17 protein-coding genes and 3 pseudogenes are annotated in these 23,288 nt (G+C 43.1%); 18 read left to right on the top strand and 2 right to left on the bottom strand.

Features of this window, described 5'->3' with window-relative positions; translation table 11 throughout:
* Nucleotides 1-48: 48 nt before the first annotated feature.
* On the top strand, nt 49-933 hold the full coding sequence (locus JCM19039_RS09210) for an alpha/beta fold hydrolase (RefSeq protein WP_042426277.1): 885 nt from the start codon (nt 49-51) through the stop codon (nt 931-933).
* A 213-nt stretch (nt 934-1,146) separates the two neighbouring features.
* Here the strand turns inward: JCM19039_RS09210 and JCM19039_RS09215 are convergent, their stop codons facing one another.
* On the bottom strand, nt 1,147-1,656 hold the full coding sequence (locus JCM19039_RS09215) for a hypothetical protein (RefSeq protein WP_042426280.1): 510 nt from the start codon (nt 1,654-1,656) through the stop codon (nt 1,147-1,149).
* A 31-nt stretch (nt 1,657-1,687) separates the two neighbouring features.
* On the opposite strand from JCM19039_RS09215, the pseudogene JCM19039_RS09220 reads away from it, so the two are divergent.
* A pseudogene (locus tag JCM19039_RS09220) lies at nt 1,688-2,460 on the top strand (class I SAM-dependent methyltransferase).
* A gap of 1,173 nt (nt 2,461-3,633) precedes the next feature.
* Here JCM19039_RS09220 and JCM19039_RS09230 read toward each other — a convergent pair.
* Complete coding sequence (locus JCM19039_RS09230; protein ID WP_042426286.1) at nt 3,634-4,524, bottom strand: sulfurtransferase; 891 nt, start codon at nt 4,522-4,524, stop codon at nt 3,634-3,636.
* 186 nt (nt 4,525-4,710) lie between these two features.
* On the opposite strand from JCM19039_RS09230, the gene JCM19039_RS09235 reads away from it, so the two are divergent.
* The 16 genes and pseudogenes from JCM19039_RS09235 (at nt 4,711) to JCM19039_RS09305 (ending at nt 23,270) form a co-directional block, all read left to right on the top strand.
* Nucleotides 4,711-5,007, top strand: a complete 297-nt coding sequence (locus JCM19039_RS09235) for an HIT family protein (protein WP_307190218.1) — start codon at nt 4,711-4,713, stop codon at nt 5,005-5,007.
* 53 nt (nt 5,008-5,060) lie between these two features.
* Nucleotides 5,061-5,642 (top strand): AraC family ligand binding domain-containing protein, encoded by a 582-nt coding sequence (locus tag JCM19039_RS09240; RefSeq protein WP_081834429.1) that lies wholly within the window; start codon nt 5,061-5,063, stop codon nt 5,640-5,642.
* On the top strand, nt 5,593-5,871 hold the full coding sequence (locus JCM19039_RS27905; RefSeq protein WP_081834430.1) for a helix-turn-helix domain-containing protein: 279 nt from the start codon (nt 5,593-5,595) through the stop codon (nt 5,869-5,871). The genes JCM19039_RS09240 and JCM19039_RS27905 overlap by 50 nt, the downstream gene beginning before the upstream one ends.
* A gap of 145 nt (nt 5,872-6,016) precedes the next feature.
* Nucleotides 6,017-7,186 (top strand): Gfo/Idh/MocA family protein, encoded by a 1,170-nt coding sequence (locus tag JCM19039_RS09245; RefSeq protein ID WP_042426289.1) that lies wholly within the window; start codon nt 6,017-6,019, stop codon nt 7,184-7,186.
* Nucleotides 7,183-8,388, top strand: a complete 1,206-nt coding sequence (locus tag JCM19039_RS09250) for a dihydrodipicolinate synthase family protein (RefSeq protein ID WP_052398664.1) — start codon at nt 7,183-7,185, stop codon at nt 8,386-8,388. Before JCM19039_RS09245 ends, JCM19039_RS09250 begins: the two co-directional genes overlap by 4 nt.
* A complete protein-coding gene (locus JCM19039_RS09255) occupies nt 8,361-9,179 on the top strand; it encodes a sugar phosphate isomerase/epimerase (RefSeq protein WP_042426292.1) in 819 nt (272 codons plus the stop codon). Before JCM19039_RS09250 ends, JCM19039_RS09255 begins: the two co-directional genes overlap by 28 nt.
* Before the next feature lie 16 nt (nt 9,180-9,195).
* On the top strand, nt 9,196-10,260 hold the full coding sequence (locus JCM19039_RS09260) for a Gfo/Idh/MocA family protein (RefSeq protein ID WP_042426295.1): 1,065 nt from the start codon (nt 9,196-9,198) through the stop codon (nt 10,258-10,260).
* A complete protein-coding gene (locus tag JCM19039_RS09265) occupies nt 10,253-11,434 on the top strand; it encodes a Gfo/Idh/MocA family protein (RefSeq protein WP_193744191.1) in 1,182 nt (393 codons plus the stop codon). The genes JCM19039_RS09260 and JCM19039_RS09265 overlap by 8 nt, the downstream gene beginning before the upstream one ends.
* 11 nt (nt 11,435-11,445) lie before the next feature.
* Nucleotides 11,446-12,944: pseudogene (locus tag JCM19039_RS09270) on the top strand (UxaA family hydrolase).
* 19 nt (nt 12,945-12,963) lie between these two features.
* Nucleotides 12,964-13,638, top strand: coding sequence for a hypothetical protein (locus JCM19039_RS09275; RefSeq protein WP_042426299.1), 675 nt, complete (start codon nt 12,964-12,966; stop codon nt 13,636-13,638).
* The gene (locus JCM19039_RS09280; RefSeq protein WP_042426304.1) at nt 13,587-14,480 is read left to right on the top strand and encodes a hypothetical protein; all 894 of its coding nucleotides are present in this window, start codon (nt 13,587-13,589) and stop codon (nt 14,478-14,480) included. The genes JCM19039_RS09275 and JCM19039_RS09280 overlap by 52 nt, the downstream gene beginning before the upstream one ends.
* A 13-nt stretch (nt 14,481-14,493) precedes the next feature.
* Nucleotides 14,494-15,911, top strand: a pseudogene (gene uxaC / locus JCM19039_RS09285) (glucuronate isomerase).
* 30 nt (nt 15,912-15,941) lie between these two features.
* On the top strand, nt 15,942-19,760 hold the full coding sequence (locus JCM19039_RS09290) for a bacterial Ig-like domain-containing protein (protein ID WP_052398666.1): 3,819 nt from the start codon (nt 15,942-15,944) through the stop codon (nt 19,758-19,760).
* Nucleotides 19,761-20,012: 252 nt separating this feature from the next.
* Entirely contained in the window at nt 20,013-21,317 is a 1,305-nt protein-coding gene (locus JCM19039_RS09295) for an ABC transporter substrate-binding protein (RefSeq protein WP_052398667.1), read from the top strand.
* A 103-nt stretch (nt 21,318-21,420) separates the two neighbouring features.
* A complete protein-coding gene (locus JCM19039_RS09300; RefSeq protein WP_238544984.1) occupies nt 21,421-22,404 on the top strand; it encodes a carbohydrate ABC transporter permease in 984 nt (327 codons plus the stop codon).
* Between the two features lie 17 nt (nt 22,405-22,421).
* Entirely contained in the window at nt 22,422-23,270 is an 849-nt protein-coding gene (locus JCM19039_RS09305; RefSeq protein ID WP_042403954.1) for a carbohydrate ABC transporter permease, read from the top strand.
* The last annotated feature ends 18 nt before the right edge of the window (nt 23,271-23,288 follow it).

A 23,288-nucleotide genomic window follows, 5' to 3' on the forward strand; every position in this document is an offset into this window, starting at 1 on the left:
TCATTATATATTCAAAATTTTCTACAATCAATAAAGTGAGGGGATTGTGTGTACGCAGAATTGAATGGCACGCGCTTATTTTTTGATGTGGATGGGGCGCAGTTTGATGTGGTTGATGGGGAGTTAGTAGAGAAGCCGGTTTGTTTTGTTGTGCATGGCGGTCCTGGTGGGAATCATGTGGCATTTAAACCGTACTTGGATTCGTTGAAGCCTTACATGCAACTGATTTATATTGATCAGCGAGGATCGGGATTTTCAGATTCGAGTGATCCTGCTACGTATACGATGGAGCAAAATGTGGAGGACCTTGAATCGTTACGCCAGTATCTAGGGCTTGGGAAAGTGTGGATTTTTGGGCATTCGTATGGTGGGATGGTTGCGCAAGGATATGCTACGCAATATGAACAGCATTTGGACGGATTATTCCTTATTACGACTGCGGGTCACGGTAATTTTATGCAAATGGCGAAGGAAATTGTTGACGAGCGTGGAAGTGAAGAGCACACCGCGTATTGCAACAAGTTGTGGGCAGGGGAGCTGAATACCGATGAGGACTTGCAACGTTTTTATGAACTGATGGGGCCTTGGTATTCAATGAAACCTGCTGAAAAAAGGCCCGTAACGTATCGTTCTAAAGAAGCGTTGAACCGCGGATTTGGTGGTTTTTTGCGGGATATGGACTATATCGAGGCGTTAAAGCACATTCGGGTGCCAGCGCTCATCATTGCGGGTCAGCATGACTGGATTACACCTCCGGCAGCCAACGAAGAAATTGCGAAGGCCATGCCAAATGGTGAGTACCGGTTGTTTGAAAACAGCAGTCATAAAGTGATGGCTGATGAGCCAGAGCGCTTTCATCATGAAATGGTTAGCTTTTTGGAGCGGCATGGGCGAGTGAGAGCCACTCAGTCGTCGGTCGCTGACGAACGGTGACGGTGGGCATTTTCACCAACATTTAGTACTCTAATAAGCTACGTTCTTTGAGGAGCTTGTCGCCTCCTTCTTTTATTTATCCAATAGATATGCTGTTCAGAAGTGAGTGAATCCGCCCTTTCATCTGCGTAAAAGACGAGCTGAAAACTTTCAGCTTCTCGCTGCATAAGCGTGACACTGAGCGCGCCTTCAATGCTGGTTAGGAAATATGAATCACCCGTCAATATTTTTATAATAGTTTGCATTTATGGTATAGTGATCGCTTGTAAAGTGAGCATCCGCATGCAATGGGACAAGCTGTTGATCACCAGAAGAAGTAGTATATGTTCCATAAACAAGTCCATCTTCATATTCCCAGAAATTTTGGCTATAAACCTTCAGGGTTGCTCGTCTGTTCGTTAGTGGGGTGTTTTCATGATCATGAAAGTGTAATTGAAATTGCAACTGATATAAAGATTCCGTCCCGTCGTTAGATTCATAAGCTTCTGCAATCGTGAAGAGAGGTGTGGCTCCCCCGTCTTGTTCATACCGAACTTCATAATCAGTGGAAATCGGTGTGTAGCCATTCGTGTCTAACGGTTGTGCAGGTATTTGTGACGGCGTCGTGCTGTGTTGATAAAGCACGTCGGCGTATTGATTTGATCGGTCCCATAATCCATATAAAGAGATGGAGACGATCGCAAGCAGTACAATAAAGATGATGATGACGAGCCGTTTAACCATCGTTTTTCATCCTCTCCGTAGGGGGTAAATCATGATCGAACAAAATCAAAAAGCGTGGGATCAAAAAGTTAAAACGGGTGCCGCGTATACACATCCAGTTTCAAGTGAAGCGATTCAGAAAGCGAAAGAGGGAGATTGGAGCATTCACATTACCGTTGACCGACCGGTTCCAAAGCATTGGTTCCCTTCCTCACTGCACAACGTCAAAATCCTCTGTCTCGCCTCAGGTGGTGGGCAACAAGGACCGATCCTCGCAGCAGCAGGTGCAGACGTCACTGTTTTTGATCTTTCCGACAATCAGTTAGCACAAGACCGCTACGTCGCGGAGCGCGATGGTCTAGTGCTCAAAACGATTCAAGGTGAGATGAGCAATCTGTCTTCTTTTATGAATGAGAGTTTTGACCTTATCGTTCATCCAGTATCGAACGTATTTGTCGAAGACATACAACCTGTTTGGCAGGAGTGTGCCCGTGTGCTGAAAAAAGGAGGGAGCTTATCGCGGGATTCACACATCCGTTTTTATATGTGTTTGATGATGAGGAAGAAGAGCGGGGAAGGCTCAAGGTACGGCATTCGGTCCCGACAAATTCCATTGCGCACCTTTCAGAAGTCGAGAAGAACCGCTGGTTAGAACAAAATAACACGGTTGAATACGCACATACACTTGAAGATCAACTGCAAGGGCAGATTGATGCCGGCTTCTCAATTATTGGTTTCTATGAGGATGATTTTGGTGGCACTCGGCTCATTGATCAACATATTAAGAGCTTCGCAGCGACCCGGGCGGTAAAAAACGGTATATAAGAGGGATTATACACGGGGGAGTGGGTAGGGTATGGAAAAAAGCAGATTGTATTACGTGTGATTATGTCCGTTTCCTAAGCACTCATGTATTTGGAATTTAATGGAGAATGGTGATCTATATCAGTTGAACTAAATAATCTCTTCAGGAACCAGTGGTAAGCTTGGAAAAGTGGAAACTGTGCTCGAATTGGGACCGAACGGTTCTCAAGTTGGGGAAAATCGCAGGAAAAGTGGTATATTCTCATAAACTAGGTAACAGATTATAAGGTCACGTGCACATCCCCGCCCCGAAGTACCAACATGTTGTCGGCGCGAGCCGCGCCGAACCGAGTGCGACTTTGCTTCCGCCTGCTGGAGCCGACAGATTGCTCGATTATGGGCATTGAATCTGCGCTCCAGTTGGAACAAACTGCGCGCAAGTTTAGCGGAATGAGCAGCGAAAACGTTAAACTAGGCAAACTAGCGCGCAAAATGGCACCCAGTACCGCGTTACCCTCCAACTCAACAGCATAAAATAGGAAGATCTTATGTTCATTCTATATAGATTGCGTCCGAAACGCTCTAGAATGCCGCAGTTCACCTGATACTGGGTGATCTATGAGCGTTCGTTTCTATACCTAACGTCAACCTGTTTATTCATATACCTCAAGAGCCTGTAACCATCGGCTCCCGAGGTGCCGATAATCGTTAGCTTTTATGACCGAAAGGGTGGAATTTCTTGCGTCGAGCGTATGGAACGGAGGTTGATGTAGTTACAACATCAAGAACTATTGAATTTCTTTCGTGCAACGTGTATAGATCATTCCTTAGAAATGAGACGATAGGAAGCAGGTTTGGGTATGCTTCCGTTTGTTTTCTGCGCATGAACCTCATTCGGATAAGACGCGCCATAAAAACCCTCCTTCACATAAACTCATTGCGCGATAGGGGGATTTATGTGGACAGAAACTTCTTTTAAACAAAGCAAAACTTCCATTCTGTCCACAAAAGTAGTGATAAAGTGGATAAACATGTGGAAAAGCATACGTATGTATACAGTTACCCACATACCAAAACGTATGTGGGCAATCTCGATCAAGTTGAAAGTGTAGTTATACACAAGAGCCTAAGGGCAGCACGTGGCAATCTCACCATGCTAGTAAATATGAAATGCCCGTGTTCGGGTAAACATCTTTATGCTGTAGTGAGCGGCAACGATTCATCTTTCACCCATTCGGTCATGGAACCGTCATAAACAGCAACGTCTTCTCTGCCGAGCATATACATAATGAAGGCATTCCACGTAGCGGCAATGCCACCGCCGCAGTAGGTAATTACCTTTTTATTCGTATCAAATACACCCATCGGCTCAAAAATTTCGTGTAATTCTTCTTCTTTTTTAACAAGTAATGACTCTTCGTCAGACAAGCTGCGGAAGTATACGTTCACGCTGCTTGGAATGTGTCCGGGCCTGCCGTACGTGTTCACTGTGCCGGAAAATGTATCCGGAGACAGGCAATTCATTAACACCGTTGATGAATCGGTCATTGCGTTCTTAACGTCTTCTTTCGTTGCGAGAAGTTCTGGCCTGCGTTCGAAAGTAAAGTTCGCGTGTGGATTCGTTTCTACCCCGGAGCGCATCTCGCGGTTTTCACGTTCCCATTTGCGGATTCCGCCTTCGAGTATGGAAATGTCGTCGAATCCTTCAAAACGCAGCATCCACCACACTCGAGTAGCCCAGTCTGAAGCCGCATTGCTTGATCCCACTTCCGCGACACGGTCATAAATGACAACATGCTTGCCTTCACCAACACCTAGCGCTTCAATCTTATTAACAAATCGTTCTCTTGAAGGGAGCGTGAATGCGTTCTCATCGTCAGGATCAGCGAGTTCGTGCAATACATCTGCGTGCACAGCGCCAGGGATATGAGCTTCTTTATAGGCATCGATCCCGCTATTAATCGAGTACAAACCGTCTCCTTCTGGTAACTTAAGAAATGTTGTTGCATCTAGGATAACAAGGTTGTCGTCGTGTAAATGTTCTGCTAGCCAATCAGTTGAAACGAGTGGTCCGATGGTTGTCATCGTAAATCCTCCTTTTTTTAAAAAATAACACTATTCCTAGCGACTTACAAGGAAATTTGACTTTTCAATGGATTGGAGAAGTGAGTATGAAAAAAGTATTCCCATGTCCCTAAAAACTATGAATGTCCATTTTACCGAGTCGTCAAAGGAATAGCACGACCAAATAACGGGACGAAGCAAAAGTACATTGTTTACCAAGATTCGAATGTGACGGTCTTCGTTGCAAGTAAATGGTGGCCGAACAATCACGGGCACGTGCTCGTTGTTCCTAACGAACATTATGAAAACCTGTATGAGCTCCCCGTTCACCTTGCGGGACCGATTCATTACGTTACCCAGCTCGTCGCCCATGCCATGAAAGAAGCATATGGATGCGATGGCATCTCTACTCGTCTTCACAACGAAAGGCAGTCAGACACTTCCGGGGTGGGGGAGTCTGTTGGGAAGTCGTTGCGAGAAACGATCGAGAGATTAAGTCGTTGAAGGAAAGGAAAGCGATGCGTCGAAACGTTTAAAGGAAAGTGAGGTGGGACCGAATGTCTTCTATACTGCATAATGATAAGGTGCGTATTTTTGAAAGCAAACACAAAAACTTTCAAGAAGTACACAAGCATTTTCATGAGACATTTCAGATTTTATATGCACTTGAAGGGCACGGAAACTGTCAGCTCGGCAATGATGACTATATCATCACCAAAGATGATGTACTCATCATTCCTCCGTTCACTTCCCATTCCATAAGTGCAAATACAAAACTTACCATATTGGTGCTAGAATTTGACCAAAAATATTTAAATACCCATATCGAAGATGACCTGCTGGAGCGGGCATTTATACAACCTGAGCGAAGGACATTGTATCCATTCGAAAGCAGTGAGTTTAGGCAACTACTGCGTAAAATGCTGTACGAAAAATCACTGCAGGATGATTTGCAGGACCATATCCTTAAATCTCACTTAATTGAGATATTGTGCATCCTTATCCGCTCTAAACGATCAGAATCCACGAATCAATATCAAAGTGTGGTTCGGCTAGAGAGCATTAAAGAAACCATTGACCGCCGTTATTATGAACTGCAAAGCCTCGAAGATTTATCAAAAAAAAGTCAACGTGAGTAAGAGTTATATACAAAGAATTTTTAAAGATCAGTATTCCCGGACCCCTATGCATTATCTGTCTGAAGTAAGGATTGGCCGTGCAAAGCAGTTACTTACTGAATCGGATCAAGAAATTTCATCCATATGTTTTGAAGTTGGCTTCTCATCATTGGCGACGTTTTATCGTATTTTTAAAAAGCATGTGGGAATCCCGCCAAACACATATCGTTCGACATACAATAAAACATAAGTCAACGCCTTTGCGCAGGCTTATGTTTTTTATTTGAAAAATCAGTTCTTTTTTTGAGAAATTCAGAATGAATGGGTGCGATTTAATAAGAAAGCTTCTCCAATCTGTATTACGTTATATGCATAGGCGAAAAGGAGGGCTTCATATGACGAACGTGTATAAATATGGAATCATTATGAACGGGGTTACTGGGAGAATGGGGACAAGGCAACATCTTATTCGTTCCATTAAAGCGATAAGGGAACAAGGAGGAGTTACATTAGAGAATGGAGATATTGTCTATCCAGAACCGATTTTGGTCGGAAGAAACGAACATAAATTACAAGCATTATGCGAAGCGCATGGCATTGAGAAGTGGACCACAAATCTTGATGAAGTGCTTTACGACGGCAACTATCCAATCTATTTCGACTCTCAAACAACGACGAGACGCAAAGAGAGCATTGAAAAAGCAATCGCTGCGGGCAAACATATTTATTGTGAAAAGCCGACCGCAACATCGTTACAAGACTCTTTGAAGCTTGCTCGGCTTGCGAAAGATTCGGGTGTTAAAAATGGTGTAGTTCAAGATAAATTATTCCTTCCAGGAATTATCAAATTAAAGAAACTCATTGATTCAAAATTTTTCGGTAGAATTTTATCGGTCCGGATGGAATTTGGGTACTGGGTGTTTGAAGGAGACTGGCAAGAGTGTCAGCGTCCTTCATGGAATTATAAAAAAGAAGAAGGTGGAGGAATCATTAGCGACATGTTCCCACATTGGCGGTATGTCCTCGATCATCTGTTTGGATCTGTGGAGGAAGTTAGCTGTACGTATACAACGCACATCGAAAAACGGGTGGATGAACATGGCAATGCATATGAGGCAACCGCGGATGATGCAGCTTATGCAACGATCAAACTGAAAGATGATGTAATCGCTCAAATTAATTCCTCTTGGGCAGTACGGGTCAATCGTGATGACCTGCTTACAATTCAAGTTGACGGGGAGTTTGGAAGTGCAGTGGCAGGACTTAGGGAATGCAAGACACAACATCGTGTTAACACACCGAAACCAGTTTGGAACCCTGATCTTGAGAATACGATAGCGTTTACAAACCAGTGGGAGGATGTTCCGAGTAATGAAATCTATGAGAACGCATTTAAGCTTCAGTGGGAGATGTTCTTAGAACATGTGCATAGCGATACGCCATTTCCTTGGGACTTCTTAGAAGGTGCAAGGGGAACACAATTGGCAGACCTCGCGGTGCAATCTTCAGATGAAAAGCGATGGATGAAAGTTCCCTCACTTGAAAATCAAGAGGTCACTTCATGACACGAACATCAATTTTTTTACCAACAAGTGATCGACAAGTGGTCGAATACGTGTTGCAAACTAAAGAGATAAAGCAAGCGGAAAAAGTGACGTTTCATAAGCGAATTGCGTTTTCTGCGGCTCACGTCGTGGCAGATCCATTCTCGACTGGTGACCCATTGAAAGATACAGGTATTGATTGGGAAGCAACGCTTAACTATCGACATTTTTTATGGAATCTAGGGTTTGCTGTGGCAGAGGCGATGGATACTGCACAACGTGGGATGGGCCTAGAATGGAGTCAAGCGAAAACACTGATTACTCGTTCAGTAAAAGAAGCTCAAGCAGTGAATGGGAAAATAGCTTGCGGTGCAGGCACCGACCAGCTTGATCCGAATAAGCCTGCCACACTCGATGAAATCGCAATTGCTTACGAAGAACAGTGCGAACATATTGAGCAAGCTGGAGGTCAAGTTATACTAATGGCCAGTCGTGCATTGGCGCGCACAGCCAGATCTCCGGAAGATTACGCGTATGTATACGGGCGTGTACTAAGTCAAGTATCGAGTCCTGTCATCCTTCATTGGTTGGGAGAAATGTTTGATCCTTCTCTTTCCGGTTATTGGGGCAGCGCGAACCTCAATGAAGCGATGAGTCATTGTTTGGATGTGATTAGGGAGCATCAACAACGAGTAGATGGAATTAAAATCTCTTTGCTAGACAAACAGAAAGAAATCGTCATGCGTCGCCAATTACCGGAAAGTGTAAAGATGTATACGGGCGATGACTTTAATTATCCGGAGTTAATCGAAGGGGATGAAGTTGGCTATAGCCATGCACTGCTCGGAATCTTTGACGCCATTGCCCCAACAGCGGCAGATGCATTGAATGATTTGGATGCAGGAGATGTGGCGGGATATCGCAGAAAAATGGAAAAGACATTGCCATTGGCACGACATATTTTCCAAAAGCCAACGTTCTCTTATAAAACGGGCATTGTATTTTTAGCCTACTTGAATGGGCATCAATCCCATTTTCGCATGGTCGGTGGTGCAGAGAGTGCACGTTCTCTTTTACACCTTTCTCAATTGTTTACGTTGGCAGACCAAGCAGGAGTCCTGACAGCACCTCAATTGGCTACCGAGCGAATGCAGCAGTGGTTAAAGTTGTCTGGTATTCAACAAGGAGGCGAAACATGCAGCAAGTACAAGTTGAACGTGTAAGTTTAAATCAAATTACAACTGAACAGTGGGATGTACGACAGGCCATTGAAGGTTGTGATCGGCATGGCGTGTCATGGATTTCATTATGGCGCCACAAAATCCAAGAAGTAGGAATTCAAGAAACGAAGCGAATGCTTCAGGCTCATGGGTTGCAAGTCTCTAGTTTGTGCCGCGGCGGAATGTTCCCTGCACGTACCAAAAACGAGAGAATAAAACGAATTGAAGACAATAAACGAGCCATTGACGAAGCAGCAGAATTGGGTGCAAAAGTCTTAGTGCTTGTGTGTGGTGCTTCTGGTGACGATGATCTTGAAGTGAGTCGACAGTGGGTGCTTGAAGGTATCGAAGCAATCTTGCCATATGCAGCTTCACGAGGGGTTCAATTAGGTATTGAACCGTTACATCCAATGTATGCAGCAGATCGTTCTGTGATCGTTACTGCTGGTGAAGCGAATACGTTAATAGAACATTTCAATTCAGCCCACCTCGGTATTGTTCTTGATGTGTTTCATATTTGGTGGGACCCAAACATTATGAAGGAAATTGATCGTGCACATGGAAAAATCCTTGGTTTTCATGTGTCGGATTGGAAAGTACCGATGAAAGACATGTTTAAAGGCAGAGCCATGATGGGTGATGGGGTGATTAACATTAAAAAATTAAGAGAATCAGTAGAAAAGAATGGATATTGCGGACCGGTTGAAGTAGAGATTATTAATCAAGATCTTTGGAATCAACCAGGAGATGATGTTCTCGTTCAGATGAAAGAACGATTCATTGAGCATGTATAAGAAATGAGGTGAGCACATGAAGACATACACCCCGAACCTTAAACTTGGCAGAGCGGTGCAACAGGGAGAGTTCAACATTGCAGCAATCGGTTTGGATCACAATCATATTTATGGAATGTGCAAAAGACTTGCAGATGCTGGAGCATCTGTGAAGTGGGTGTATGACCCAGATCCTCATAAAACGCAATGGTTTAAAGAGAAGTTTCCTGAAGTGGAGGTGGCTCCTTCAGCGCAAACAATTTTAGAAGATCAAGAAGTTCACATGGTTGCGGCTGCGCCGATTCCTTCTGAAAGAGGAGAGTTAGGTCTAAAAGTCCATCGGCACGGCAAGCATTATTTCACCGCAAAAACACCGTTCACGAGCATCCAACAGTTAGAGAAGGCAAAAGAGATGGTTAGGCAAACAGGCAAGGTTTGGGCGGTGAATTACAGTGAACGCATTGCCGTTGAAAGTGCCGTTTTTGCCGGACAGCTTATTGAAGAAGGGGCCATTGGCAGAGTGGTACAAGTCATTGGCACAGGCCCTCACAAGCTGAAAGAGGGAGAGCGTTCTTCTTGGTTTTTTGAAAAGGAGAAATACGGCGGAATCCTTTGTGATATTGGCAGTCATCAAGTAGAACAATTTCTAACCTTCTCAGGAGCTAAACGTGCTGAAGTGGTGTTTAGTCGTACGGAGAATTATGCACATCCAGATTATCCGGAACTTGAAGATTTTGGGGAAGTGTCCCTAAAGGCAGATAACGGAGCATCGAATTATTTCCGTGTCGATTGGCTGACACCAGATGGGCTTCATTCTTGGGGCGATGGCCGGACATTTATTTTAGGAACAGACGGGTATATTGAATTGCGCAAGAATCTTGACCTCATGCGTAGTCGAGAAAGTGATCACCTATTTCTTGTTAATCATGAAGGAGAACAATACTTTTCATTAAAAGGTAAAGTAGGACTCCCGTTTTATCACCATCTTATTGGAGACTGTTTGCATGGAACTGAGAAGGCAATGACTCAGGAACATGCTTTTCTAGCATCTGAGTTAAGTCTGAAAGCACAGAATATGGCTGAGCGAGAGAGGGGTGGTTGAGATAAAAGAAGTATCTATATTGCTCGTCGGTATCGGCGGTTACGGAAGCACGTATGTGCGTGAACTTCTTTCAATGGATCAATTCTCATTGGTGAAAGGCGTTGTAGATCCTAACCCAGAGAGGAGTCCATTCTACGCCGAAGTAAAAAAGGGGTCCATTCCAGTCTTTGAAACGGTTGATGAATTCTTTGCAAATCACTCGGCTGATTTAACAATTATTTCGAGTCCTATACCTTACCATAATGAACAAACTCTTGCCGCTCTAAAACACGACAGCCATGTTTTATGTGAGAAACCATTGACAACGGACATTGAACAGATTTATGACATCATTGCGCTTAAGAATGAGAAAAAACGATTTGTTGCTGTTGGCTTCGATTGGTCTTACTCGCGTTCGATACAAAAATTAAAGGCCGAGGTCATAAGCGGAACCTTTGGTCGGCCCATTCAGTTTAAAACGTTAGTGCTATGGCCAAGGGATGACAATTATTTTCAGCGAGCCGTATGGGCGGGGAAATGCAAAACTGATGACGGCATACCGATTTATGACAGCGTAGCCAATAATGCAGCGGCTCATTTTCTTCATAACATGTTCTACTTGCTGGGCAGCACCCCTTTTGAAAGTGCACATCCGTTAAAGCTAGAGTCGGAATTATACCGAGTTAACCCAATTGAAACGTTTGATACATGTGCATTGAGAGTCAAAGTAGAAGGAGGAACTGAGCTTCTTTATTTAGCGACGCACGCGGGAGCCGAACAAAAAGGCCCGATCTATGAGTATGTTTTTGAAGACGCTGTGATTCAGTATGAGCGGTATGGTTCAATCATCGTTACGATGCGGGACGGGACGATACGAAGGTACTCGGATCCTGAAGAGGAAAGAAGTCAAAAGCTATTTTCATGCATTGAAGCGGTGAAAACTAAAGACTATACACATGTTTTATGCGGTCCCGAATCGGTAATCCCTCACGTAATGTGCATTGATGCCTTGCATACAGCGATGAATGACACCATTGTGTTTCCAGATCAATCCGTAATTCGTGAAGACAAACGGAGGTCAGTCAAAGGTTTAGACGAGATCATGAAAAAATCATTTGAATTGTGGAAGCTTCCAAGCGAGTTAGAAGAAGCTGATTGGGCAGTGCGAGGTTATACATCAATATTCTCACACTAAAGGAGGACGCAATGAGCGTTCAAAATATCAAAATACACGATAAAGACAATGTCGCGGTCATGCTCGGCGATGGAAAATCTGGGCAATGGCTAAAAGTCGGAAACGAAACGATTGTATTGAAGGAAGATATTGCAGCAGGTCATAAAGTAGCTCTCCAAGAAATGGCGACAGGTACGGAAATTATAAAGTACGGCAATGCGATCGGGTCAATTACAGAGAATATTATGGCAGGCAGCTGGGTGCACTCACACAACTTAAAAACAAATTTAGATGGAAAATTAACGTATTCATACAATCCTCTGCAAACAGATCGTGAGAATAAAAAAAGAGCTCTGTAACGTTCAAAGGGTATCGACGAGGCAATCAAGATGTGGCCATTCGAAATGAGATATGGATTATTAACACGGTAGGCTGCATAAACAAATCTGCAGAGCTCTTAGCCAAACTGGCAACGAAAGAACTAACTACTGCTGATGAAGTAGATGAGATTCGTAGCTTCCCTCACCCGTTTGGATGTTCACAGCTTGGTGACGACTTGAAGTATACGCAGCAATTTTTAAGCAGTCTCGTACAACATCCAAATGCAGCTGGTGTACTTGTTATGGGGCTAGGGTGTGAAAATAATACAATCCAATCATTTCAATCTATGGTAGGAGAAGTAAAAGATAAGAAAGTCATGTTTTTTAGTGCGCAGGAAGTGGATGACGAGCTTGAAGAAGGACTTCAGTGCATCTCTGAATTGGTGGAATATGCGAATACTTTTCAGAAAGAAGACATCCCTATTTCTGAATTGAAAATTGGTTTAAAGTGCGGTGGGTCCGATGGGTTCTCAGGAATTACGGGCAATCCACTGGTTGGGCGGTTTTCTGATCGATTAATTGAAATGGGCGGGACTGCAATTATGACTGAAGTTCCAGAGATGTTTGGCGCGGAGACGCTGCTCATGAATCGTGCAGAAAGTGAAGACGTATTTCATAAAACCGTTCATCTCGTTAATGATTTTAAGGATTATTTTATCCGGCACAATCAAGTCGTCTATGAAAACCCTTCCCCAGGTAATAAAGAGGGTGGTATTACAACGCTGGAAGAGAAATCTTTAGGGTGTGTGCAAAAGGGTGGATCTGCTCCGATTGTGGATGTATTAAGTTATGCGAGCCGAGCGGAAAGAAATGGTCTAAACCTTCTTCAAGGCCCAGGGAACGACCTTGTGTCTGTATCCAATCTTGCAGCGTCTGGTGCACATATTGTCTTGTTTACGACAGGTAGAGGAACGCCGTATGGCGGTCCCGTGCCAACCGTGAAAATCTCGACAAATACAACGCTTGCCCGTAAGAAAAAACGGTGGATTGATTTTAATGCCGGTCAAATTGTTGAAGGAGCGAATATCGAAGGCGTTGCAGAAGAGCTGCTTGAATACATTATTAAACTTGCCTCCGGCGAAGTTCAAACGCAAAACGAGAAGTATGAATTTAAAGAGATAGCCATTTTCAAAGATGGCGTGATTTTGTAAGTGAAAGGGTGCAATGTTTATGGCTATATTAGATCATTCGCTTATCCGCGCAAAAGAACTAGCACCAAAAGAAGCGTACGAACCTCATCCGTTTCGAATTATGCAGTTTGGAGAAGGCAATTTTATACGTGCATACTTTAATTGGATGATTCATCAGCTCAATACAACCGGAGAGTATCGAGGACGTGCGGTTGCTGTTCAGCCGACTCCTCACGGAAAGAAGATGTCAATATTTGATAGGCAAGACGGATCATTTACTGTCATGTTAAAAGGATATATGAAGGAAAAGGTCATCGATGAATCGGAGGTAATTACATCCATTGGCGAAGGGATCAATCCGTATGAAGATTGGGAGCGATTTTTGACGTTTGCCGCATCTGAAGAGTTGCAAGTCATTACGTCAAACACGACAGAAGCAGGGCTCTCATACACTTACGAACGTTTGGAAAAGGATCGTGCCTGTTTATCTTTCCCGGGCAAAGTAACACAACTATTGTATGCAAGGTATCAAGCTTTTAAAGGATCAAAGGAGGGTGGATTACATATTCTTCCCTTAGAGTTAATCGACAATAATGGGAGTCTGCTAAAAGAGATTATTTTACGGAAAATCCATGACTGGGAATTAGGTGGAAATTTCAAAAATTGGGTGTTGAACCATCAATTTTTTATAACACACTCGTTGATCGAATTGTGACCGGCTATCCAAAAGAGAACGACGAACACTATTTTCATCGGTTAGGGTATGAGGATTATCTTCTCACAGTTGCTGAACCGTATCATCTGCTTGTCATTGAAGGGAACGATACCATTAAGGATATTCTTCCTTTGCACAAGGTTAGTGGATTGAATGTGCAGTACGGGGAAGTGAAAGCGTATTCAGAACTCAAAGTGAGACTTCTTAATGCGCCGCATACGATGATGTTTGCATTGGCACAGTTTGTCGGTACAACGACTGTCAAACAAGCGATGAGTAATGACCAACTCAGGCAATTTATCAAGGAAGTCATGCACTCGGTTATTCGCCCGGTACTTCCTCAAACTGACGAAGAGAAAGAGGCGTATATTGAGGGGGTCATTGAACGCTTTGACAACCCTTATCAGCATCATCAACTTTCGGATTTAGGCCTGAATGGAATGCAGAAATTCCGCTCTCGGGTAGTGCCCATTTGGCGCAAGTGGAAAGGTGAGGAAACTGCAGCTGAACATTATCTTAGCTTGTCACTTGCGGCGTTAATTTATTATTTCCGACCGACAGAGCCCGATCAAGAGAGTGGGACAACGGTCATTAACGGTATCGCGGTGCCTTTGCGAGAGGAACTTTCCACCATGAATTTTATGTACGCCGAATGGAACAACGTTTCACAGCGAAAACAAACCATGCAAGAGCTCGTACTGAATGTGATGAACAATGAACAGATTTGGAAAGAGAGTATGGAATGTGTGAGTCCTGCAGTTGTTGCTTCGTATTTAACGATTCTATGTAAAGAAGGCGGTAGTGCAGCCATTGAAACGCTAATGAAGCATACAAACAAGTAAAAGGAGAGGTTGAATGCTAATTTCTAAAGACACGTTTATAGATGATCATTTCTTATTAAACTCAGACGCCGCAAAACAACTTTACCATGATTATGCGAAAGAGATGCCGATTATTGATTATCATTGTCACGTTCCTCCCAATGAGATTGAACAGAATCGTAAATATGAAAACATCTCGGAAATATGGCTACATGGAGATCACTACAAATGGCGAGCGATGCGAATGCTCGGGGTAGATGAATCCTACATTACCGGAGATAAAAGTGATAAAGAGAAATTCATGAAGTGGGCAGCGTGTGTTCCGAAAACAATTGGAAACCCATTGTTTCACTGGACTCACTTAGAATTAAAGAGATACTTTGATGTGAATGACATGTTGTCAGAAACGAATGCTGAGAAGATTTGGGACAAGGTGAATGCTGACTTGCAAGGAGCCGACCTAACCACGAGAAGAATCATTGAAAAATCGAATGTCGAGCTTATTTGTACGACAGATGATCCTATCGACAGCTTAGCAAGTCACAAGCGCTTATCTCATGATAAAGAGTTCGAAGTCGCAGTGCTGCCAGCGTTCAGACCTGACAAAGTTCTGCAGATTTCTTCACCTGCATTTCAAGAATATGTTCAATTATTAAGCGAAGCATCAAACGCAAGGATTGAACATTTGGACGATCTTATAATGAGCTTAGAAAAACGAATGACGTATTTCCACGAACATGGATGTCGTTTATCTGACCATGGAATATATGGGATTCCGTTTTCACCGTGTTCAAAAGAAGAAGCAACCCGCATTTTTCTGAAAGCTTTGAATGGTGAACAAGTGTCAATGATTGATGAGGAAAAATACCAAACGTTCGTATTGCGAGTGCTCGGTCAAATGTATCACGATCATAACTGGACGATGCAACTGCATATAAGTGCGATGCGCAACAACAACTCCAAGTGGTTTGAAGTGCTGGGGCTGATACAGGCTTTGACACAATTGGTGACCAGCCGATTGCTGCCAAGCTCAATGGTTTCTTAAATGAGTTGGAAAAAGATAATGCGCTCCCAAAAACAATTTTATACAGTGTGAACCCTCAGTTTAATGAGGTGATTGCTTCCGCGTTAGGTGCCTTTTCTGCGAATGGGCAAGTAGGTAAGATTCAATTCGGTTCAGCCTGGTGGTTTAATGATCACAAGGAAGGTATGACAAAGCACATGAGTGACCTTGCAAATATTGGCCTATTAAGTACTTTTGTTGGTATGCTGACGGACTCAAGGAGCTTCTTGTCATACACAAGACACGAATACTTTAGGCGCGTTCTCTGCAGACTGATTGGTGAGTGGGTGGAGAATGGGGAAGCACCAAAGGATTACAAATATTTAGGTGATCTTGTCCAAAACATATCGTATTGGAATGCAAAACATTATTTCAAATTCCCTATGTGAAAGGGGTATTAAATGAAAGGAGGGAACGAAATGATCATGTTCAAGAGGTGGCTTCCAGCCGCCTTAGCTTTTTTACTTGTCGCATCACCTTATGGTTCTGTTGCAAAGGCGGTTCAAGATCAAGGGTTTATTAATCCCCCTGATCATTATAAAGCGAGTGTTTTTGGTGATCTTGGAGGACAGAACAGTATAACCGCTGAGAATTTTGAGATTGATACGAACGATGATGGCACGCTATACATGAGGAGCTCCAATAACCAAGGGAAAATCGCGAGCAACAGTGAGGGCATCGCTTACACATACAAACAAATATCAGAAAGTTCAAATTTTAATTTAAGCACGACTGTGACGGTAGAGGATTGGACACCGAACAATCAAGTGAGCTTTGGAATCATGGTAAGAGATGAGATTCTAAAAAATGAGAATGATGAACACTTTACGGGTGATTACTTGGCTGTTGGCGCACTTGATCAAGAGATGAAAGGGTTTTACAACAAGAACGACAGGAGCAGTATCGAAAAGGATCATTGGTCTTTTGATGATTCTGATCCCCCACATGGGAATAAAGAATACTCACTCGCTCTCATCAAAAGCGGAGATGTGTATCAACTTTCTGTGAATGGTGAGCATCAAATAGTAGAAGATTTTGATGCAGCACTTTCCTATGGAGGTTTTTTTACGGCACGTAATACAGCGGTGACTTTTAGTGAGTATAAGGTGGATGTATTATCTGATGAAGCAGATGGTGCTTCCCTTGTTGTTGATGATCAACGGGTGAAAAAAGAATATTTGAAAGGGGAAGATTTAAATTTAGAAGGGCTTCGTGTGCATGTTGAAAGCGCCAATGGAAGTGAGCGAAGGGTCAACGAAGACGAGTGGATCGTTACGGGTTATGACCCACAAGAGACCGGCGATCAGCAAATTAATATACATTATAATGGATTGACAGAAGAGATAGAAGTGACTGTTCATCCTTTATCTGTAACCGATTTGACCGTGGAATATGCACCCGCAAAGTCAACGTATTATGTCGGCGATATATTGAACACGGACGGGTTGGAGATCGAGGCAGAATACAATGACGGTTACAAACATGGACCGCTCGAGCATACCGAGGTATCCTTTCAAATTCAAGGTAAAACGGTTCATCCGGGTGAAATACTGGAAAGTCCAGGAGAAAAAACGGTCTGGGTAGTTTCAGATGATTATTTCAGAGCTTTAGATTCTTTCACGATCGACATTCGTGACGAGGCGATCACTGAACTGGAGATTAGACAAGCTCCTGTTAAGACGTCGTATTTTATTGGAGAAGAATTTGAGCCCGCAGGAACGATGGTTTATGCCCATTATGAGGACGGAGAAGAAGTTCGAATAGGTCTTCAAGAGGTAGAGATTGATGATGTGAACACCGATCACATCGGGAGAAAAACCGTTGAAATTAGCTACAAAGGTGAAGTAGCAAGTTTCGATATCGAAGTCAAAGAACCTGAAGTCACACATATAGAAATTGTGGAATATCCAAAAACGACGTATGAAATTGGCCAACCATTTGATCCTAACGGTCTGGAAGTTGTATACGCATATGATAATGGAGATCAAACTACGGTGGAAGAAGAAACATTGTCGTTGGACATATCGGAATATGATGAATTGGAACCGGGGAGGTACGAGATTGTTATTGAGGCAAACGGGAAGGCGTTTAAAGCGATAAAACTTCCTGTTATCGTCCAAAATCCGCGAGAACATCAATGGGAATCGATTGTATTTGGCCAATCAATTGGTGAAGACACCAACAGCATTAAAGAACATGAGGGTGGCAACATCGAGTTGTATGCCCATGGAAATGCCGGGAAGGTGACGCAAGACCATGATGGCATTTCCTATTACTATACTGAATTAAATGCAGAAGGCGACAATTTTGACCTATCTGCAGATATTGAAGTTATTGAGTATGCGAAGGCACCTCACGATGGTCAGGAGTCATTTGGGATTATGGCACGCGATGCGATCGGTCCAGCGTGGGATTCAGGCGTATTTTCATCCAATGTTGCTACAGTCGGAGGCTTTAGCGGTGGAACTAGCGAAGCCAATGGAACGCAATTGTATGTAAGAAGCGGGGTGATATCTCCTGATGGAGAAGGCAGTGAAGGTATTCAGAAAAACATGATACGGGAAGAGCGCCCCGGTTCGTCAAACACTTTTCCTGCAACGGAGTACAGATTACAATTAACAAAAACCAACAGTGGGTTTAAAGGTTCACTAAATGGCGAGAATCAGACCATAATCTTTGAACCAGATATTCTTAGCGTACAAGATGATAAAATGTATGTAGGTTTCTTTGTCGCAAGAGAAGCTACAATAAATGTTCATAATATTGATTTGTCGGTAACCGATGCAAATGTAGACCCACCAAAAGTTGCCCCCCCATCTGAGCCAGTTGAGCCGACGTTGAACATCGTATCCTTAGAACGGACATCAGACACAGAGACGTATCATGTAAAAGCTGAATCCAATACTGAGGGGACTCTCCGGCTCATTCAAGAAGGACAAGTGATTAAAGAGGAAGGAAAAATGTCCTCTGGTGTGGTCCTGCCCATTCATGCACCTCTTAATGATAATGAACAAACACGATTTACGGCTGTGTTTATACCCGATGACTCGAAAAACTTATCAAACGATCAGCCGATCATCAAAAATTTCACGGTTATAAACCGAACATTCCAAGACGAAATTCATGTGACACCTGAAGGCCATCATACAGGAGAGGGTACAAGGAATGATCCAGTTGATGTTGATACTGCCATAGATTTTGTCAGCCGAGGACAAACAATCCTTCTCCATGATGGGCACTACATTCGGGATGAAAAGCTGAACATTCGTAAGTATAATGATGGAGCAGAAGGTGAAATGAAAACGTTGAAAGCAAAGAAAGGCAGTCACCCGGTCATTGATTTTAACTCTGTATCAGAGGGTGCGGTGCTGAGTGGAGATTATTGGCATATCGAGGGCATTGATTTTGCCCGTTCCGCAGGTAATACGAAAGGTTTCGTCATCGGCGGCAGTCATAATATTGTAGAGAATAGCAGATTCTATGAAAACGGCGATACGGGACTACAGATCAGTCGTACGGACCCTTCTGAAGACGATATATCTATGTGGCCGTCACACAACCTTGTCTTAAACTCGACATCTTTTGATAATCGAGACCCTGCAGAGAACAACGCGGATGGATTTGCAGCAAAGCTAACGTCAGGGGAAGGCAATGTGTTTCGAGGAGCAATTGCTCATAACAATATTGATGATGGTTTTGATTTATATGCAAAGGTAGGAACCGGTGCAATTGGTGCTGTTGTCATTGAAGACAGTATTGCATATAGAAACGGCACACTTACTAATGGTAGTGCAGGTGGTGGGGATAAAAATGGCTTTAAACTGGGGGGTGAAGGAATCTACGTTCCTCACATCATTCGCAATAGCATAGCTTTTGAAAACGGATCGACAGGTTTTACGAGCAATAGCAACCCGGGTCTGATCGCTGAAAACAACATCGCATTCAATAATGAAGGCGGGAATTTGGATATGTCCACATATACCAACATACAGGAGGATTTTGAATTAGACCGTTTTATTTCCTATCACACCCGTCCTGCACTAAGAGATCGTTATCCTTACAGGTTGGAATCAAACAGCAACTATTTGTTTGATGGTGACGTATCAGAGAATAAAAAAGGTATCCAAATTAATGAACAGCATTTCAGGAGTTTACATCCTCAACTTCCATATAAACGAGATGAGAATGGAGATATTATTTGGGGAGATTTCCTCTATTGGATTCCGCCGGCAATATAAACTCACCTAGTAAAAAAAGCGGCTATCGCGTCTTGTTATGCTGTGCGTGCCGGTATTCCTCTCTTTTGGAGGCGTAATCGACTCCTCATGCAGCACAGCTTGATCGCTGTCGCTTTTTTGTTTTGTTTCAAACATGTCTGTTTTTTGAATGAAAAGATCGGGTTTTTAAATTTAAAATTTTCAGAATAAAAATTAGAATGAAGATATAAAGGAAAGCGCTTTCAAAACTGCATTTAAGGGAGTGTGAAGGGTGTGAAAAGGAACTATCAAGTGCCATTATATTCGGTTATGGCAGCTGCACTGCTTGCCGCGTGCGGAGGGGACACTGATAACGGAAGCGAGACGGAAGCAACTGCAGGTGAAGAGGAAATAGTGCTACGCATGTCGTGGTGGGGGTCACAAGAAAGGCATAATATGACAAATGAAATCATTGAAATGTATGAAAGTGAGAACCCTCACGTGTCAATTCAGCCAGATTTTGCAGGGTTTGATGGGTACTTTGAGAAGATGGCAACGCAAGCAGCTGGTGGGAATCTCCCGGATATTATGCAGCAAAATCATGGGGAATTCGTAAATCAATATGCTTCTCAAGGGCAGTTAGCGGATTTGCAGCCTTTCATTGATGACGGAACGATTAATGTCAGTGCAGTCAGTGAAACGGTGTTAGAATCTGGTGAATTTGATGGGGAATTGGTCGGGCTTCCGACAGGTATGAACGCATTGGCGGGGCTATATGATCCGGACATGATTGAATCTGCAGGTGCAGAGCTTCCGAATGAGGACTGGACGTGGGAAGACATGATTGACATGGCTACGACGGTCCATGAGTATACAGGGAATTACGGGATGCGGTTAATGGAGCCGGGAAATATGTTTGAATACTATCTTCGAGATAACGGTAAGCGTCTGTTCAATGAAGATGGGACAGACCTGGGGTATGAAGATGACCAACTTTTTGTGGAGTATTTGACGATGAATAAGCGAATGGTGGATGACGGAGTGGCTCCCGGCTATGATGTTATTGGAGAAATTCAAGGGCTGGAAGACGAACTACTTGTACACGGCACGGCAGCCATTAACTTTCGGTGGACAAACCAATTAAATACCATTGCGTCTGCTGCAGGGGATGATCGAAATATTGAACTTGCGATTTTACCCGGTGATAACAATGATGAGGCAATGTATTTGAGGCCTTCCATGCTCTGGTCAATCGCTGAGAATTCTCAGCATAAAGAGGAAGCGGCAAAATTTATTGATTTTTACACGAACCAAACTGAAGTTTTCGATGTGGTAGGATCTGATCGCGGTGTGCCTATTAATGAAGACATTCAAGAGGAGATGAGAAGCGATCTTAATGAGACAGACCAAAAAGTATTTGACTTTATTTCCTACGTGACGGACCACAGTACACCCGTCGATTCAAATTATCCACCACAAGCCGCGCAAGTCTTAAATGCTCTTGAGGATGTTGATGAGCTAGTAATTTATGGGCAAATGACGCCGGAAGAAGGCGCTGCCCAATTTAGGCAAGAGGCGAACGCAATTCTTGGGAACTAATATAAAAAGGTGCGGTTCTGCTCTTTATAGCAGGATCGCATTCAATCAATCTCGTGAGCTTGGTAGTTAGACAATGAATTTAATAGGCTAAGAGGTGAACAACGTGTCACAATCTCACATGGACGACCAAGCTAGATTACAAGAGAATACCGGCCTTCCTCCAAATCGGAATTTAAAAGGGCGGTTCGGTTTTGGGAAAAATAAGAGACCTAGAAAAGACTTGCAAAATGGTGTAGGATACATATTCTTATCACCGTTTGTCATTGGAACCATCTTACTTACGATGTTCCCAATATTGTATTCACTGTATCTCTCCTTTACAAATTATTCGATGGGCGGAACTCCGGAATGGATCGGTTTTGGTAATTACGTCCATATGTTCAACAACGACGCGATGTTTTGGCAGTCAATGGAAGTTACGTTTTTCTATGCAGGCACTGCAGTTCCACTTCGTCTTATATTCGCTTTGTTTGTGGCCATAATTCTTAATAAAGTCATTGAAATGGTAGGAGTTTATCGGACTTTATTGTATCTTCCGTCCGTTGTAGGCGGAAGTGTTGGTGTTGCCATTATGTGGCGTCAGCTGTTTGGAAATGAAGGGGCAGTTAACGGAGTTTTGTCTATGCTCGGCTTGCCGACACATTCATGGCTAGGTGATCCCAATACAGCGATTTGGACACTCGTGATTTTATATGGCTGGCAGTTCGGGTCTTCAATGTTGATCTTTCTTGCAGGTTTACGCAATATTCCGACGAGTTTCTATGAAGCCTCTGCTGTCGATGGTGCAAGGCCTATTCAGCAGTTCTTTAAAATTACTTTACCAATGTTGACACCCGTTATCCTCTTCAATGTAATTATGCAGACCATTCAAGGGTTTATGGCATTTACACCGGCTTACGTAGTAACTGCAGGGGACCCTATAAACAGCACACTCTTATACATCTTGTATATGTATCGCCAAGCGTTCGAATATTTCAACATGGGTTATGCTGCAGCACTTGCATGGGTAATGCTTGTCATTATTGCAATATTAACAGCGATTATATTTAAAAGTTCTCAATACTGGGTTCATTATGAAGATAAGTAAAGGAGTGGAGCTTAGGAATGGAGCATAAAAAAAAGGTTCGTTTAAAAAAGATCATTCAGCACACTCTGTTAATTGCCTTTACAGCGGTTATGCTCTATCCAATTGTCTGGATGGCCGGCAGTTCATTTAAAGAGAGTTCGCAAGTGTTTATCAATCCACATCACATCATTCCATCGGAGTGGAACTTTGAAAACTATATCGTTGGTTGGGAAGGGTTTGGCGGCATAACGTTTTCAACCTTCTTTATGAACTCGATTTTCATTGCAACTGTAGCAACTGTTGGAAGTGTGTTATTCTCCGCAGTTGTCGCTTACGGGTTTACACGGATTAATTTCAAAGGCAAGAGGTTTTGGTTCGTTGTAATGATGCTCACGATGATGCTGCCTTTCGAAATGGTCATGATTCCGCAATACATTATGTTCAATTGGTTTGGGTGGATAGACACTTATTTACCACTCATTCTACCCTCGTTCTTCGGCGTTCCGTTTTTCATCTTTTTAATCATGCAATTTATTCGTACCATTCCGAAAGAATTGGATCAGGCTGCAATGATCGATGGGTGTAACAGTATTTCAATATTTTTTAGGATCATCTTGCCACTGGTTGTGCCGGCAATGATGACAGCGGCGATTTTCTCGTTCTACTGGCGTTGGGATGACTTTATGTCTCCGTTAATTTATTTGCAAACACCGCAAAAGTATCCAGTATCACTTGCGTTGAATTTGTTTGCCGATCCTGACTCCGTGACGAACTGGGGAGCGTTGTTTGCCATGACAACACTCAGTTTATTACCTATCATTGTCGTTTTCTTCATATTCCAACGTTACATTGTGGAAGGAATTAGTACGAGCGGTCTAAAAAGTTAAACGATGCGAAATAGGAGT

The organism is Geomicrobium sp. JCM 19039 (assembly GCF_000698145.1).
Lineage (GTDB): Bacteria > Bacillota > Bacilli > Bacillales > Marinococcaceae > Geomicrobium_A.

Excerpts from the sequence above, each read along its gene's own strand:
- JCM19039_RS09305 (WP_042403954.1), top strand. The coding sequence starts at position 22,422 with ATGGAGCATAAAAAAAAGGTTCGTTTAAAAAAGATCATTCAGCACACT.
- JCM19039_RS09245 (WP_042426289.1), top strand. The coding sequence starts at position 6,017 with ATGACGAACGTGTATAAATATGGAATCATTATGAACGGGGTTACTGGG.
- JCM19039_RS09275 (WP_042426299.1), top strand. The coding sequence starts at position 12,964 with ATGGCTATATTAGATCATTCGCTTATCCGCGCAAAAGAACTAGCACCA.
- JCM19039_RS09240 (WP_081834429.1), top strand. The coding sequence starts at position 5,061 with ATGTCTTCTATACTGCATAATGATAAGGTGCGTATTTTTGAAAGCAAA.
- JCM19039_RS27905 (WP_081834430.1), top strand. The coding sequence starts at position 5,593 with ATGAACTGCAAAGCCTCGAAGATTTATCAAAAAAAAGTCAACGTGAGT.
- JCM19039_RS09255 (WP_042426292.1), top strand. The coding sequence starts at position 8,361 with ATGCAGCAAGTACAAGTTGAACGTGTAAGTTTAAATCAAATTACAACT.
- JCM19039_RS09250 (WP_052398664.1), top strand. The coding sequence starts at position 7,183 with ATGACACGAACATCAATTTTTTTACCAACAAGTGATCGACAAGTGGTC.
- JCM19039_RS09215 (WP_042426280.1), bottom strand. The coding sequence starts at position 1,656 with ATGGTTAAACGGCTCGTCATCATCATCTTTATTGTACTGCTTGCGATC.
- JCM19039_RS09230 (WP_042426286.1), bottom strand. The coding sequence starts at position 4,524 with ATGACAACCATCGGACCACTCGTTTCAACTGATTGGCTAGCAGAACAT.
- JCM19039_RS09290 (WP_052398666.1), top strand. The coding sequence starts at position 15,942 with ATGATCATGTTCAAGAGGTGGCTTCCAGCCGCCTTAGCTTTTTTACTT.
- JCM19039_RS09260 (WP_042426295.1), top strand. The coding sequence starts at position 9,196 with ATGAAGACATACACCCCGAACCTTAAACTTGGCAGAGCGGTGCAACAG.